Consider the following 15,999-nt stretch of genomic DNA (forward strand, 5'->3'; position numbering starts at 1 on the left):
CACTGCGCCGGTTCCGGGGCCCGCTGCACGTACGCCTCCGGAGGGCACGGAGGCCTCCGGAGGCGGTGCCGCGGCCGGGCGCGGCGGCCGCAGGCGCGGTGCTACGTCCCGCGACCCGGCGGAGCTAACTCTCCGCGGTGCGGGCGGCCGCGTCGATCGCGGCCAGTGAGCGGCGGACCTGGTTGCGGTCGGTCGTGTACCAGAAGTTGGGCATGGACGCCCGCAGGAAGCTGCCGTAGCGGGCGGTCGCCAGACGGGGATCGAGGACGGCCACCACACCGCGGTCGCCGGAGGCCCGTACGAGCCGCCCGGCGCCCTGAGCCATCAGCAGCGCCGCATGTGTCGCCGCGACCGCCATGAAGCCGTTGCCGCCGCCTTCCTCCACGGCCTTCTGCCGGGCGCTCATCAGCGGGTCGTCGGGCCGGGGGAAGGGGATGCGGTCCATGACGACCAACTGGCAGTTCGCCCCCGGGACATCGACCCCCTGCCACAGCGACAAGGTGCCGAACAGGCAGGTGCGGGCATCACCGGAGAAGGAGCGGATCAGCTCACCCAGGGTCTCCTCGCCCTGCAGCAGGATCGGCAGGTCGAGCCGCCCGCGCAGAGCCTCGGCCGCGGCCTGTGCGCCTCTCATAGACGAGAAGAGGCCGAGGGTGCGCCCGCCCGCGGCCTCCACGAGCTCCGCGAGCTCGTCGAGCATGTCGGTGCGGCTGCCCTCGCGGCCCGGCTGGGCCAGGTGCCGGGCGACGTAGAGGATGCCCTGCTTCCGGTAGTCGAAGGGCGAGCCGACGTCGAGGCCCTTCCAGCGCGGGCTCGTGTCCTCCTCCGCCGCGCGATCGGCCTGCGCGTCTTCGGCTTCCGCGCCATCGGCCCCTGAGCCAGCGGGCTCCGGGCCGCCGGGCTCTGGGCCGCCGGGCTCCGGGCGGGCCCGCTCCGCGCCACCCGGCCTGCCGGGCGCTGCCTCGGGCGGCAGGCCCAGCGAGGCCGCCACACCATTGAAGTCGCCGCCGAGCTTCAGGGTCGCCGAGGTCAGCACCACCGCGCGATCGGTGAAGAGCTTCTCGCGCAGCAACCCGGACACCGAAAGGGGCGCGACCCGCAGCGATGCCCCGAAGCGGTCGTGCCGCTCGCACCAGACGACGTCGTACTCGGAGCCGGCCACGATCCGCTCCGCCACCCCGTGGACGTTCTCGATCGAGGCGAGGGCCTGTTTGCGCACCGCGTCCTCGTCCTGCAGCGACTTGTCACGGGTGTTTCCGAGGGCCGTGATCACCGTGCGGGACGCGTCCCGGAGGGCCATCAGGGCGTATGCGAGGTCTTCGGGGATCTCCTCGAGACGGCCCGGCAGGGCCAGCTCCATCAGCCGCTCGAAGCTCTCGGCCGCGGTCTGCAGGGCGTCCGCCGCCTTCTCGTTGACCAGCTTGGCGGCTCGGCGGACGGCGCGGTTGACCGATCCCGGGGTGAGCTCCCCGGTGGCGACGCCCGTGACCCGGGAGACCAGTTCGTGGGCCTCATCGATGACCAGCACTTCATGGCTGGGCAGCACGGGAGCGCCCTCGATGGCATCGATCGCGAGCAGCGCATGGTTGGTGACCACGACCTCGGCGAGTTTCGCCCGCTCGCGGGCGGCCTCGGCGAAGCACTCCGCGCCGTACGCGCACTTCGACGCGCCCAGGCACTCGCGGGAGGACACGGACACCTGGGCCCAGGCCCGGTCCGAGACGCCCGGCGTGAGGTCGTCCCGGTCACCGGTCTCCGTCTCGTCGGCCCAGTCGCGCATCCGCAGCAGGTCCTTGCCGAGCCTGCTGGTCGGCGCCGCGGACTCGAACACGTCGAAGAGCCCGTCCTCCTCGTCCTGCGGCGCGCCCTCGTGCAGGCGGTGCAGGCACAGGTAGTTCGAGCGCCCCTTGAGCATGGCGAACTCGGGGCGGCGGCGCAGCAACGGATGCAGCGCCTCGACCGTACGCGGCAGGTCCCGCTCGACGAGCTGGCGCTGCAGCGCCAGGGTCGCGGTGGCCACGACCACGCGCTCGCCATGCGCGAGCGCCGGCACCAGGTAACCGAGTGACTTGCCGGTGCCGGTGCCCGCCTGGACCAGCAGATGGGAGTCGTCGTCGATCGCCTCGGCGACGGCTTCGGCCATAGTGACCTGGCCGGGGCGCTCGGTGCCGCCGACGGCGGTGACGGCGGCGTGCAGCAGGTCGGGAAGGGAGGGCTTCGTCATAGCGCAACCACCCTACGTGGCCGCACTGACATCGCCGTCCGTCACAGCTGGTTGAGGGGGTTGGGGACAGTGCCGTGCACGGCCGCGTGCGGCCGCTCGGGCCGGTCGCGGTAGCCATCGAGGTACAGCCGGTTGCGGTTCAGACACAGCCGCTCAATGCGCGGGGTGAGCAGGTCGAAGGTGTCATACCGGTCCTTGAGCTCCGGGAAGCGCGCGTGGTGGACGAGGATCTCGTCCCGTACGAGCGACCAGAACTGGTCCTCGGCCACCCCCAGGTGCTGCGCGCAGAGCGGGGCGAGATACCGGAAGACGCCGACGAACAGGCCGGAGTGGATGAACTGGGTGAGGAAGGCCGGCGGCTCGGTGAGCAGCACGGTGCGTACGTCCTCGGGCATGGTGGCGTGCTCGGGAAGCCGTTCGGCGCTGACGTTCACATCGTCGACGAAGTCCTTCATCGCCAGGCGGACCGGCACGTCCTGGTCGTCGAAGACGACGATGGCGTTCTCGCCGTGCGGCGAGAAGACCGTGCCGTACCGGTAGAGGAAGTGCAGCAGCGGCGGCAGCAGGGCGGCGAAGAGACGGCGCAGCCAGACGGCCGGCGCGAGCCCGGAACGGCGGACGAGCTCGGCGGTGAAGGAGCCGCCGCGCGAGTCGGTGAGGAGGAGGGCGGCGAGGGTGCGCGCCCGTTCACCGGCGTCGAGCTGGGGGGCGAGGGGCTCACGCCAAATGCAGCCGAGGAGCTCGCGGTACTGGTACGGGACGCCGGGCAGCCTGTCGTACAGCGGGTGCTCGACGGTGATGGAGGCGGTCTCGCCGAGCAGGACGACCCGGGTCTCGTCGCGGAGGAACGGGTCGGCGTCGCGCAGGGCGTGCACCCAGCCGGTGACGGCGGGCGCGGCCCGCGTGCGCTCGGTGGGCAGCCCACGCCACACCAGGGTGTTGAGGATGGAGAGCGGCAGTTTGACGGTGCGGGCGCGGGGGCGGCTGGTGTTGAGGAAGGTGCGGATGGACTGCTGGGGCAGCCGGAAATCCTCGTCCTCCGGGAGCTGGATGATCGTTCCTTCAGCGATCTGGGGCGCGAAGAGCTGGGCGATGTTCTCGTCCCACTGCCAGGGGTGGACGGGCAGCCAGAGGTAGTCGGCGGGGTCGCGGTGGTGCTCGGCGACCGTGCGGGCGAAGGCCGCCCGGGTTTCGGACGAGAGCTCTTCGGCGTACAGCCGGTCGGGGGTCGCGAGTGCCGGGACGCCCTGGTACTGGGCGGCATCTCGGTGTACGGCGAGCCAGGGAAGGCGCTGGGGAGCGCGGGCCTCCGGGGCCCAGCGGGCCGCGTCCCTCGCAGAGAAGCCCATCCGGCCCTTGTTGACCACGATCCAGGGGTGACCGGTCTGGTGGCCTTCGAGGTCGGCGTAGCCGAGGTCGGCGAGGTCTGTGACGCTCGCCGCCGCGGTGTCGAGCCGGGTGTCGGCGGCGAGCGTGGCGGTGAGCTCCCGGATGAGGTGGCCCGTCGTGTCGCCGGTCAGGCCGAGGACGGTGTCGTGGGCCAGGGCGACGAACTGCAGGGGATCCGCGGACGGGGTGATGGAGTCGGGGTCGACGCACCAGTGTCCGTAAGCGCCTCGGCGGGCGCGGAAGCGGTAGGTGGTGGAGTCGGTCACGGGGAGCCGGTAAGCCAGCGGATCGGCGCCGTCCGGCTCCGGCCTGATCACCTCCTCGTACGCGAACTCGGCGAGCATCTTCGCGAGCAGGCGGCGGGCTGCACGGTGCCAGGCGTCGTGACGGTGCTGGGGTGGTGACGGCTGCAAGGTCTGGACTCCTCGGACGGGAACGGGAACGGGCCGAGCGGTGTACAGAAAGCAGTGGAGCAATCAGCGGGCCGCAGCGGCCCGGATCACAGGAGGTGGCGGTGAGCACGGTCGCGGATCATCAGCGCTGCTCGTTTCTCGGGGAGTTCGAGCTCGGCGTGGAAGCGGAACCCGGCGCCGAGGAAGGCGGCCACGGAGGGGGTGTTGCGGATGTCGGGTTCCGCGATCACCCGGGTGCAGGAGGGGCGGTTGTCGAGAACGAGGTCGGAGACGGTGCGGAGAAGGGCGGTGCCGAAGCCGCGGCCGCGGTCGGCGACGGCGCCGATGAGGAGGTGGAGTCCGGTGTCATGGGGCCGTGCCGCATAGTGGCGGGCGATGGGGTCGAGGTCGGCGCGATAGACCTCCCAGTAGCTCATGGGGGTGCCGTTGAGGACACCCAGGCAGGGCACACTCCGGCCGTCGCCCTCGAGTTGGGCACGTAGGTGGGCGCCGGCGATCTCGTCGGGGCCTGCGAGGCCCCAGAAGGCAGCGACGGCGGGGTCGTTCATCCAGCGGGCGACGAGCGGCAGATCGCGGTCGATGCTGACGGGAACCAGCCGGAAGACGTCCGAGCGGCCGGTGGCCGGCCCCCATTCGGCGACGGAGTCCAGCAGGTCCGGGCCGGTCCATGGGGAAGGTGGTCCCGGATGGGCGCGGGGTGGGACGTCCGCGCGTGCCAGGACAGCGCGTTCCTCGTCGATCAACGCGGTGAGTTCGTCCGGCAGGTGCAGGTCGAGGGTGTCGTCGGTGCTGGAGCTGGTGCTCCGGTCGGTACTGGATTCTGCGGACGGCACGGCGACGCTCTCCTCTCGTGGGCCTCGTATATCTCGTGAGCCTCATGGATCTCTGGATCTCCTTGGTTCCCATGGGTCTCTGTGTCACGCCGCGGATACGACAAGGGGGTTGGGGATGGTGACGTAGACGGACTGGGTGTCGACCGGGCCGACCAGCTCATCTAGTCCGTGCAGGCGGGTGAGGAGGTTCGCCTTGCAGCGGAGGGTGGTGGATTTGAGCAGGAGGCCGGGCAGCGGTGAGCCGGTTCCGTTGGGGGCGGCGGCCACGCCGAGGAAGCGGCGGAAGGCAGCGAGCAGGAGGCTCTCGTCTGCGAGCCGTTGGGAGCCGAAGGCTCCGATCAGGCCGAGCACGTTGTTGATGCCGAGGTAATAGGCGAAGCGTTCGTCGGTGACCTCGTCGGAGACGAAGGTGTCGCTCTCGGTTCCGATTCCGGGCAACCTCCGGTCAAGTGCCTCCCGGTGTGACTGGCGGAAGTAGTAGCCCTGGTTGTCGCGGTAGCGACCGCCGACGGGCCAACCGTCGGCGTCCAGAAGGACGAGCGTGTTCTGCTGGTGCGCCTCGAGCGCGACGCCCGCTGCGCCGTCGAGCCACAGGACGGGCCGGACCACGGCCTCGAGGTAGCGCAGGAACCACTCGGCGGACACGGCGGCGGCCGGGCGGCCTGTCGTGGCGGCGAGCCGGGTCACGAGGTCGGCGAGGCGGGACCGCATCACCGGGACGCCGGAGGATTCGGGTCCCGGCCAGGGGCGCGGCGAGGTGAGCGCGGCGATGCACACGGCGTCGTCGCCGGAGCCGAAAGGGTTGTGCCGGATCACGGTGTCCAGGCCGGGCAGCGGCTGCCCGTCCGGTGCGGAGACGGCGATCCAGGCCGGGTCCCTGACGATGTCGAAGCAAGGGTGGGCGCTCTTCCACTGCTCGCCTAGGCCGGAGCGCAGCAGACGGTGGACCTCGACGCCGCGCTGGAGTTCCTTACGGAGGTTCTCGCGGCGGGAGTTGGTGATGCGCAGCCCGAGGGAGAGCTTGAGCATGGCGGTCGCACCGGGCCGGTGCACCGTTCGTACAGAGGAGGTGGGATGCCAGGGCTCGCCGTGGGGCCCCAGGTCGTGCAGCAGCCCGGCGTCAAGGAGTTCGGCGACGGCTGGGCGCTGCCGGAGATCGCGGGCCTGCCAGGGGTGGAGGGGCAACGGCACCGTGCCCTCGGGCAGTTGCAGATCGACGCCCGCAAGGTTCGTGATGAGCTGCTCAGCGGTCACGGGGCGGCCGCCTTCGGTCCAGGCGGAGTCGCCGGCCAGTACGGTCCGGTCGACCGCCATCCAGTGCAGAGGGAAGGAACCGCGCAGCTCGGGTGAGTAGGCGCGGGATTCGGCATCGGAGAGCCCTTCGCGGCTCTTGGGAGTGGGGTGGAGTGGATGGCCGAGGACCAGGGACTGCTCGGCGTCGAGGAAGAGATCACCGCTGAGCCGCATGGCGGGCCGGTTCCGCCGGTCGGCGATGAACTGGGCGGTGCGGTGTACGGAGTCGGCGACGCGGCTGAAGAGATCGGCCGTGTCCGCGCCGGGGGCGATCGGGCCGCGCGCGCTCGTGCTGCGCGGGGCGCCGTGCGCCGCCTCCCGGGCGAGCAGGGCCGCCACGGTGACGGCTTCGGCGGCCGGGGCACCCGCCGAGCCGTTCTCCAGGACCGGGGCCCCGAACCGGTGCCACCCGGTGGCCGACCAGTAGCGGACGGGGACCAGCAGCGCGGTGCCGGTGGCGTCGAGGGGGATGCGCAGGGTGTCACCGTCCGGGGGCGGCGTGGAGTTCTCCCGCGTCCAGCAGCGCAGCAGGTTCTCCACGGCCGCCGCATCGGCCGCGACGCGCGGATCGGGGTGGTCCAGCGGATCCTTGGTGACGCAATGCACACCGGCGGGGCCGGCCTGGCGCGGCACGGTGTGTTCAACGGTGGACGCTGCGGTCTTGGGGCCCGTGCGTGGATTCATCGTTTCGTCGGCGCGCTGGTCCAGGCGCTGCGGCCGTGGTGGAGGCGCCTTCCTCCTTCTTCTGTGGGCAGGGGGCGGGACGCATACGACGTCGCGCGGGTATCCGCATCCCCGTTCCGGCGACGAGCTGCTGGATGGCGAGCAGCTTGCGTGTTCCGGCGCCCCACCGGCGCTTCGTCACCGCGCGCTGTCCCGGGGCGGCCGAGTCGCGCTCGCCCCTGTGCTCCTGCGTCCGCTGCGCCGCACGCCGGTCCTTGCCGCGGTGGCGATGGCGTCGCTCAGCCGGTCGAGGACGGCTGTCGCCTGCTCATCGGTGATCGTGAGCGGCGGCATGAGCCGGACGACGCTGGAGTGGCGACCGCCGAGTTCGACGATCAGGCCTCGCCGCAGGCACTCCTGCTGGACGGCGGCGGCGAGTCCGGGCGCGGCCGGGAGTCCCCTGCCGCTCGTGACGTCGTCCGCTGCGCCCGTGCCCTCGGGGTCGACGAGTTCCACACCGATCAGGAGCCCGCGACCGCGTACGTCCCCCATACACGGCTGCTGTTCCGCGAAGTCGCGCAGTTGCCTCAGCATCCGGCCGCCGAGTTCCGCGGCCCGCTCGGCGAGCCGGTTCTCGCGTACGTACGCCAGGGTGGCGGCGCCCGCGGCCATGGCGAGTTGATTGCCCCGGAAGGTCCCGGCGTGCGCGCCCGGCTGCCAGGTATCGAGATCGTCGCGGTAGACCACGGCGGCAAGCGGGAGACTGCCGCCGACGGCCTTGGACAGCACCATCACATCCGGCACGATCCCGCTGTGCTCGACCGCCCAAAAAGCGCCGGTCCGTCCGACGCCCGTCTGTACCTCGTCCGCGATGAGCGGAATGCCGCGCGTGGCGGTGAGGTCGCGCATCCGGCGCAGCCAGCCGTCCGGTGCCGGGATGACCCCGCCCTCGCCCTGGACCGGTTCGAGGATCATTCCGCCCGGAGGCTGCACCCCGCTCTCCGGGTCGTCGAGCAGGTTCTCCGTCCAGCGCGCGGACATCTCCGCGCCGCGCTCGCCGCCGATCCCGAACGGGCAGCGGTAGTCATACGGATACGGCAGGCGCGTCACCCGCACGTCCTGCGCGCCCCCGGATGCTTCGAGCGCCCCCGCGGTCATGCCGGGAGCAGCCCCGGCGAACGCGAGCACCCCGCTACGCCCGGTCGCGGCGCGTACGAGCTTGAGGGCGGCCTGCACCGCGTCGGTGCCGGCCGGGCCGCAGAACTGCACCCGTGCCCGGTCGGCGAGTTGGCGTGGCAGGGTCCGGAACAGTTCGGTGGTGAAGTCGTCCTTGACGGGTGTCGCCAGGTCCAGGACGTGCAGTGGAGCACCGGAGTCGAGCACGGACCGGATGGCCTCGAGCACCACCGGGTGGTTGTGCCCCAGCGCCAACGACCCTGCTCCGGAAAGGCAGTCCAGATAGCGTCGGCCATCGGCGCCCTCGATCGTCAGTCCGCGCGCCCGGACCGGCACGATGGGCAGCAAGCGCGCATACGTGCGCGCCGCGGACTCGCGCAGCGACTGCCGCCGCAGGATGCCCTCGTGAGCCGCTTCGACCGGAAGGACGGGTGACGCCACCGGCGGTTGCTGGGTCACGGCCACGTTTCGTCAATCCTCCTGCTGGACGTGCTGAACGCTGATCCGCTGTCCCCCGTACGTACCAACGACGCCGAGAGCAGCGGATCACGGGCACGCGCAAGATCCTTGACGGCGGGAGGCGATGGGGAACCACGGACCCGCTCGCTTCCGTCCCCTACGGCACCCGGCATAGTGGGGGTCCTGCGCCCTTCGTCGGCGTGCATGACAAGTCCATCGCAGGTTCGAAGAGACCCAGGGGGAGTTCCGCCCATGCCATCGATACGCCCGCCCGTCTCCCGCCGCCCCGGGTGGAGGGCGCTGCGCCCCCGTGGGGCCGGATCGGCCTTCGCTGCGGTCGCGCTGACGGCTGTCCTGGCGGTGACCGCGACCGCGTGCGGTCCGACGGAGGACGACGCGAACCCGAATCCCGGCGTATCCGCGGGCGGGCAGGGCGGCAGGGACATATCCCTGCCCGACCTCGACGAGCGCCTCAAGGAACTGGGCATCGACCTGGACAAGTGGAAGAACGGGGAGTGGAAGGACTGGAACAGGGACGACTGGCTGCGCGAGGCCGGGGACTTCGTCAACCCGATCATCGAGGACCTGTGGAAGCCCGAGCGTATGGGGGAGGCGGAGGAGCCGCAGAAGACGGTTCCCGAGGACGTCTCCGGTGACCAGGGCGTCACCGACCCGGAGCCGCAGCCTGTCCAGGCCAAGGGAGTCGAGACCCCGTATCACGAGAACGCCGCCCCGGTGGGCAAGGTCTTCTTCGACGGCCCCAAGGGCTCGATGGTCTGCTCCGCCACTGTGGTGAAGGACCCGGCGAACCCGGGCAAGTCCAACCTCGTCTGGACGGCGGGCCACTGTGTCCACGCGGGCAAGGACGGCGGCTGGTACCGCAACATCGCATTCGTCCCGTCCTTCAACGACAACGGCGTGCCGGACAGCCAGTTGAAGAACACTCCGCGCGAGGAGCTCATGCCCTACGGCGTCTACTGGGCCAACTGGGCGTCCACCTCGAAGCAGTGGATCTCCGAGGGCTCGGCAACCGGGGGCAACGGCGCCCCGTACGACTACGCCGTGCTGCATGTGAAGCCGGAGAAGGGCAGCGGGGGCAAGTCGCTCGAGGAGACCGTCGGCGCCGCGCTGCCCGTCGACTTCAACGCCCCTGCGGTCAACAGCATCGAGAGCATGGGGGCCTGGGGCTACCCAGCGGCGCCGCCGTACGACGGCGCCAAGATGTTCTCGTGCGTCGACAAGCCCGGTCGGCTGTCGCTGTCCTCTTCGCAGCCCACGATGTACCGCATCGGCTGCACCATGACCGGCGGTTCGTCCGGCGGCGGCTGGTTCGCCAATGGCTCCGACGGCAAGCCTGCCCTGGTGTCCAACACCTCCATCGGCCCGGTCACGGCCACATGGCTGGCAGGCCCACACCTGGGGCCTGAGGCGAAGGGTATGTTCGACGAGGTCAGCCGGAAGTTCGCCGGGGAATAGCCCGGCCCAGCGGCCCCGGCCCAGCGGCGCACCGCTCCCTCCGCAACGGCAGAGGCCACGCGGCGACGGAGAGGCCCGCTTCCACCGACCTCAGATCGGTGGGAGCGGGCCTCAACTCGTACAAGAGCCGCGCCTGGTGGCGAGGCGGCGGCCGTATGCCGTGGCCGCCTGATGGCGGGGCGGCCTGAGGGCAGGGCGGCCTGAGGGCAGGGCGGCCTGATGGCGGGGCGGTCAGCGCCGTCCAGCCAGGGCGTAGGGCTGCAGTTCGGCCGCAAGTTCCTCGTGGACCCGCGCCTTCAGCAGGGTGCCTTCCGGGGTGTGCTCCTCGGAGATCACCTCGCCGTCGGCGTGCGCCCGCGAGACGAGGTTCCCGTGCGTGTACGGCACGAGCACCTCGACCTCGATCCGCGGCCTCGGCAGCTGAGCGTCGATCAGCCCCCGCAGCACGTCGATGCCCCGCCCCGTACGGGCCGACACCGCGATCGCGTGCTTCTCCATGCGCAGCAGCCGCTGCATGACGAGCGGATCGGTCGTGTCCGCCTTGTTGATCACCACGATCTCGGGCACGTCGACCGCGCCGACGTCGCGGATCACCTCACGTACGGCCGCCAGCTGCTCCTCCGGGTCAGGGTGCGAGCCATCCACCACATGCAGAATCAGATCGGCGTCACCGACCTCCTCCATGGTGGAGCGGAACGCCTCGACCAGGTGGTGCGGCAGGTGCCGGACGAATCCGACCGTGTCGGCGAGGGTGTAGAGCCGCCCGCTGGGCGTCTCGGCCCGCCGCACCGTCGGGTCGAGGGTGGCGAACAGCGCGTTCTCCACCAGCACGCCCGCGCCCGTCAGGCGGTTGAGCAGCGAGGACTTTCCCGCGTTGGTGTATCCGGCGATGGCGACCGAGGGGACCTTGTTACGCCGGCGCTCCTGCCGCTTGACGTCGCGGCCGGTCTTCATCTCGGCGATCTCCCGGCGCATCTTCGCCATCTTCTCGCGGATCCGCCGCCGGTCCGTCTCGATCTTGGTCTCACCTGGACCACGGGTGGCCATGCCGCCGCCCGAGGAACCGGAGGAGCCACCGCCACCCATCTGCCGGGACAGCGACTGACCCCAGCCGCGCAGCCGCGGCAGCATGTACTGCATCTGCGCCAGCGAGACCTGCGCCTTGCCCTCTCGGGACTTGGCGTGCTGGGCGAAGATGTCGAGGATCAGGGCGGTCCGGTCGACCACCTTGACCTTGACGACATCCTCGAGGTGGATGAGCTGGCCGGGGGTGAGCTCACCGTCGCACACGACGGTGTCGGCCCCGGTCTCGAGCACGATGTCGCGCAGCTCCTGAGCCTTGCCCGAGCCGATGTACGTGGCCGAGTCGGGCTTGTCGCGGCGCTGGATCACGCCCTCCAGGACCAGCGCGCCCGCGGTCTCGGCGAGCGCGGCCAGCTCCGCGAGGGAGTTGTCCGCGTCCTGCGCCGTGCCGGACGTCCAGACGCCGACCAGCACCACGCGCTCCAGGCGCAGCTGCCGGTACTCGACCTCGGTGACGTCCTCGAGCTCGGTGGAAAGGCCGGCGACCCGGCGCAGCGCCGCGCGGTCCGAACGATCGAACTGATCGCCGTCGCGCTCCCCGTCGATCTCGTGGCTCCAGGCGACGTCCTCTTCCATCAGGGCGTCGGCCCGAAGGCTTGCCGAGAAGCGCTGGGCGTCCTGGGAAGGGGAAGAAGAGGAGGTCATTTGATCCTTACGTCGATGGGAACCCTCGTCGGGAACAACGCCGGGAAGGCCCGGACGATTCCCGGGACCGGCTCTGTAGCTGCCGACACGGGAAATGGTCGCACGGCGCGCCGGGGCCGTCACGCGGGTTTCCCCGGCGGACCCGCCGCTCCGGCCTTACGACCCGCCCGCCGCGGGCCTTACGACCCGCTCACCCCGGCTTCACGCCCCGGCCTCATCACACGGCCACCTCACGACCCGCCTCACCGCCCGCCCTGCCGCCCGGCCTCACGACCCCGCCTCACCGCCCGGCCTTGCGGCCCGCGCGGACCGCCCGGCCCGCCTGGTGCGGAGCGGGCGAGGCGTCCCGCGCGACCGCCCGGTCGGCCTTCCAGTCCGGGTGTCCCGGCATCGGCGGCGTTGTGGCCCCGTACAGCCATGACCGCAGGAAAGCCGACTGGTCCTGCCTCGTGACCTGGGAGGCCAGCGCGATGAAGTCCGCCGTCGAGCCGTTCCCGTGGCGGTGCCGCGCGACCCAGGCGCGCTCCAGCCGGTCGAAGGCCGCCGCGCCGATCCGCTGCCGGAGCGCATAGAGGACCAGGGCGCCTCCGTCGTAGACGACGGGACGGAAGATGCTGATCTTCTTGCCGGGGTCGGGCGGCTGTGGAGCGGCCGGCGGGCCGCCCGCGGTCCGCCAGCCGTCGGACTTGCCGTACGCCAGGCGCATCCGCTCGGTCAGCGACACACTGCCCGTCTCGTGCGCGTAGAGGGCCTCGTACCAGGTGGCGTGCCCTTCGCTGAGCCACAGATCGGACCACCGCGCGGGGCTCACGCTGTTGCCGAACCACTGGTGGGCCAGCTCGTGGACCATGACCGACTCGACGTACGGTGCGGGGAAACGCGGATCCGTGAACAGCCCGCGCTCGAAGAGCGAGAGCGTCTGGGTCTCCAGCTCGAAGCCGGTCTGGGCGTCGGCGATCAGCAGCCCGTACGTCTCGAAGGGATACGGTCCGACCTTCCGCTCCATCCAGGAGATCTGCCCGGGCGTCTTGGCCAGCCAGGGCTCCAGGCGCTCGCGGTGCACGGCGGGCACCACGTCCCGTACGGGCAGGCCGTGCGGTCCACTGCGCCGCAGCACCGCGGACCGGCCGATGGAGACCTGCGCCAGCTCGGTGGCCATGGGGTGCGCGGTCCGGTACACCCAGGTCGTGGTCCGCTCGCCTTGCTCCCGGGAGAGCGGCAGCCCGCCCGCGACGACGGTGAGGTCCTTCGGCGCGGCGACGCGGAAGGTGAAGCGGGCCTTGTCGGCGGGGTGGTCGTTGCACGGGAAGACGCGGTGCGCGGCATCCGGCTGGCTCGCCATCGCCAGGCCGTCCCGGGTGCGCACCCAGCCGCCGTCGGCTCCGGTCCCGGGATCGCTGGTGTGCGCGACGTTGACGCGGAGCGGGGCGCCGGCCGATACCGGATCGGCCGGGGTGACGGCCAGGTCCTCTCCGACGCTGCGGAAGCGGGCGGGCTTGCCGTTGACCTCCACGGACCGGACCCTGCCGCGCGCGAAGTCGAGATTGAAGCCGTCGAGCGGGGCCGTGGTGCGGGCGTCGATGGACGTGACGGCCTGCAGCGGCCTGCTGTTGCTGCCGGAGTAGTCGAAGGCGATGTCGTATTCCAGGACGTCGTAGCCGGGGTTCCCCAGGTGCGGGTACAGCCGGTCGCCGATCCCCAGCGGGGCCGGTGCCGGGATCCCGGCCGCGACGAGGGTGGCCATGGTTGCGGCGGCGAAGGCCGCCCTGCGTGCCCTGCGGCGCGGGGGTCGGATCATGCAATACGGCTATCAGCGCGGCGCGGAACTCCGGCGGAGCCGCGCGCCGTACGCACCCGAAAGGGCGCTTCCGGGTTTCCGGGCGGTCCTCGTGCTCAGTCAGGCGTTCGTCCGCGGCACGGCGGTGACGGGACGCTGACCGCGGGTCACGTCGTACACCCCCGGCACCTTCAGCATCGCGCGCATCAGGGCGGGCAGCCGCGCGGCGTCCGGGAGCTGAAGCGTGTACGTGTGGCGGACGCGCTGTTCGCGGGGCGGTTCCACCGCGGCGGCGAGGATCGCGGCCCCTTCGAGCGCGATGGCCTCGGTGAGGTCGGCGAGCAGGTGTGGCCGACCGAAGGCCTCCGCGAGGAGCGTCACGCGGCAGTCGCCGGTGGTGCCGTCACCCCGCCCGCGCCAGTGGACCCCCACTGGGTGGCGCCCGGCCACCTGCATCCGGGCGACCGCGGGGCACTGCGCGCGGTGCACGGTGACGGCGCCGCCGCGAACGGCGAATCCGGTGACCGCGTCGGGGGGTACGGGGGTGCAGCAGCGCGCGAGCCGCACGGTCGCGCCGGGCAGGTCGGCGACGGCGGCGAGCGCCGCCGCGTGGCCCGGCACCCGCCCGGCCGCCACCGCCTCGGTGTCCCCCTGCCCCCGCCCTTGCCCTTGTCGTTGCCCGCGCTCCTGCTCCTGCTGTGCGGGAGACCCGGTGTCGGCGGGGGCTTTGGAGGCCTCCGGGTGGGCGGTCAGCCAGCGCGTGATGGCGATACGGGCCGCGGGCGTACGCGCGTACTCCAGCCACTCGGGGGACGGCCCCGCGGCCGCGTCCTGGGCCATGAGGAGCTGCAGCGTGTCGCCGTCGGCGAGCACGGTGGCCAGAGTGGCGAGCCGGCCGTTGACGCGCGCGCCGATGCACATGTGCGCGGCCTCGCCGTGCAGCGCGTAGGCGGCGTCCACACAACTGGCGCCCGCCGGGAGCCCGAACGTGCCGCCGTCGGCCCGGAAGACCGTGATCTCCCGGTCCTGGGCGAGGTCGTCGCGCAGCGAGGTCCAGAAGGTGTCGGGGTCGGGGGCCGACTGCTGCCAGGCGAGCAGCCGGGACAGCCAGCCGGGGCGCGTGGGGTCGGCGCGCTCGCCCTCGGTGGATGTCTCGCGGCCCGCCCCGCCGCCTGCGGCGGGTTCAGACCCTGGGGCCCCCTCCGGCCCCTCGGTGCCCTCCGCGCCCTCCGCGCCCTCCGTGCCACCCGTGCCGCCTGTGCCCTCGCCGCCCTCCGTGCCGTCCGCAGCCGAGGCGTACGGATTGCCGAGCGCGATCACGCCCGCCTCCGCCACCCGGTGCATCTGGTGCGTACGGATGAGGACTTCGGCGACGTCGCCGCCCGGCCGGGAGGCGACCGCGGTGTGCAGGGACTGGTAGAGGTTGAACTTCGGGACGGCGATGAAGTCCTTGAACTCGGAGATGACCGGGGTGAAGCAGGTGTGCAGTTCGCCGAGCACCGCGTAGCAGTCGGCGTCCTCCGCGACCAGCACCAGGATCCGCCCGAAGTCGGCGCCGCCCAGCGCGCCGCGTTTCAGGCGCACCCGGTGGACGGATACCAAGTGCCGCGGTCTGACCTCGACTTCGGCGCCGATGCCCGCATCGCGCAGTACGGAGCGCACCTCCTCCGCGATCGCGGGCAGCGGATCCGGGCGGCCCGCCCGGTCGAGGACGAGATCGCGGGTGCGCTCGTACTCGTCGGGGTGGAGGACGGCGAAGACCAGGTCCTCGAGCTCGGTCTTGAGCGCCTGTACGCCGAGCCGCTCGGCCAGCGGAATCAGCACATCCAGCGTCACTCTGGCGATCCTGGCCTGCTTCTCCGGGCGCATCACGCCCAGAGTCCGCATGTTGTGCAGCCGGTCGGCCAGCTTGATGGACATCACGCGCACGTCGTTGCCCGTCGCGACGAGCATTTTGCGGAAGGTCTCGGGCTCGGCGGCGGCGCCGTAGTCGACCTTCTCCAGCTTGGTGACGCCGTCGACGAGGTAGCCGACCTCCTCGCCGAACTTCTCCCGTACCTGATCGAGCGTCACATCGGTGTCTTCGACGGTGTCGTGGAGCAGAGAGGCGGTCAGGGTGGTCGTCTCGGCGCCGAGTTCGGCGAGGATCAGCGTGACCGCCAGGGGATGGGTGATGTACGGCTCGCCGCTCTTGCGCAACTGGCCGCGGTGCGAGGACTCAGCGAGGACGTACGCCCGGCGCAGGGGATCGAGGTCGGCACCGGGGTGGTGCGCCCGGTGCACCTTCGCCACATGGTCGATCGCGTCCGGCAGGCGGTCCCGGGGTGCAGACCCGAGCAGCGCTGCGCGCCCGAGTCTGCGCAGTTCGATATGGGGGCGGCCGCGCCTGCGGGCGGGAGGACCTGGATTGGTGGCCTCTGCGCTCATGGGCACCTCCGGCGGCATCGGCCGGCGGGGCTCGGTCACCCGGGCCGGTGCCCGACACCCGGCCGGTGCTTGATGCTACCGACCCCATCACGCACGGCCGACCGGCTCTCGCTCAGAGTGAACCGGATCACCCATTCGAGC

Annotated in this window: 9 protein-coding genes; 1 reads left to right on the plus strand and 8 read right to left on the minus strand. The window is 71.9% G+C overall.

Features of this window, described 5'->3' with window-relative positions; all coding sequences use genetic code 11:
- Positions 1-124: 124 nt before the first annotated feature.
- The 5 genes from ACTWP8_RS03425 to ACTWP8_RS03445 form a co-directional block, all read right to left on the minus strand.
- The gene (locus ACTWP8_RS03425; protein ID WP_443320646.1) at positions 125-2,224 is read right to left on the minus strand and encodes an ATP-dependent DNA helicase; all 2,100 of its coding nucleotides are present in this window, start codon (positions 2,222-2,224) and stop codon (positions 125-127) included.
- 41 nt (positions 2,225-2,265) lie between these two features.
- Complete coding sequence (locus ACTWP8_RS03430) at positions 2,266-4,026, minus strand: IucA/IucC family protein (RefSeq protein ID WP_443320647.1); 1,761 nt, start codon at positions 4,024-4,026, stop codon at positions 2,266-2,268.
- Between the two features lie 86 nt (positions 4,027-4,112).
- Positions 4,113-4,859 carry a GNAT family N-acetyltransferase gene (locus ACTWP8_RS03435; RefSeq protein WP_443320648.1) on the minus strand — a complete coding sequence of 249 codons (747 nt, stop codon included), beginning with the start codon at positions 4,857-4,859 and terminating at the stop codon, positions 4,113-4,115.
- An 84-nt stretch (positions 4,860-4,943) separates the two neighbouring features.
- Positions 4,944-6,836, minus strand: coding sequence for an IucA/IucC family protein (locus ACTWP8_RS03440; protein ID WP_443320649.1), 1,893 nt, complete (start codon positions 6,834-6,836; stop codon positions 4,944-4,946).
- A gap of 177 nt (positions 6,837-7,013) precedes the next feature.
- Positions 7,014-8,456: a diaminobutyrate--2-oxoglutarate transaminase family protein gene (locus ACTWP8_RS03445; protein ID WP_443320650.1), complete on the minus strand. Its 1,443-nt coding sequence runs from the start codon at positions 8,454-8,456 to the stop codon at positions 7,014-7,016.
- Positions 8,457-8,702: 246 nt separating this feature from the next.
- Here ACTWP8_RS03445 and ACTWP8_RS03450 point away from each other — a divergent pair, with 246 nt between their 5' ends.
- Positions 8,703-9,926 (plus strand): trypsin-like serine peptidase, encoded by a 1,224-nt coding sequence (locus ACTWP8_RS03450; protein ID WP_443320651.1) that lies wholly within the window; start codon positions 8,703-8,705, stop codon positions 9,924-9,926.
- A gap of 231 nt (positions 9,927-10,157) precedes the next feature.
- On the opposite strand, the gene hflX is transcribed toward ACTWP8_RS03450, so the two are convergent.
- The 3 genes from hflX to ACTWP8_RS03465 all read right to left on the minus strand — a co-directional run bounded on the left by hflX (position 10,158) and on the right by ACTWP8_RS03465 (position 15,858).
- Positions 10,158-11,654 carry a GTPase HflX gene (hflX, locus tag ACTWP8_RS03455; RefSeq protein ID WP_443320652.1) on the minus strand — a complete coding sequence of 499 codons (1,497 nt, stop codon included), beginning with the start codon at positions 11,652-11,654 and terminating at the stop codon, positions 10,158-10,160.
- A 280-nt stretch (positions 11,655-11,934) separates the two neighbouring features.
- The gene (locus ACTWP8_RS03460) at positions 11,935-13,452 is read right to left on the minus strand and encodes a M1 family metallopeptidase (protein WP_443320653.1); all 1,518 of its coding nucleotides are present in this window, start codon (positions 13,450-13,452) and stop codon (positions 11,935-11,937) included.
- A gap of 99 nt (positions 13,453-13,551) precedes the next feature.
- Positions 13,552-15,858, minus strand: a complete 2,307-nt coding sequence (locus ACTWP8_RS03465; protein WP_443320654.1) for a RelA/SpoT family protein — start codon at positions 15,856-15,858, stop codon at positions 13,552-13,554.
- Positions 15,859-15,999 lie beyond the last annotated feature (141 nt).

The organism is Streptomyces sp. 7N604, assembly GCF_052245475.1.
Taxonomy (GTDB): domain Bacteria; phylum Actinomycetota; class Actinomycetes; order Streptomycetales; family Streptomycetaceae; genus Streptomyces.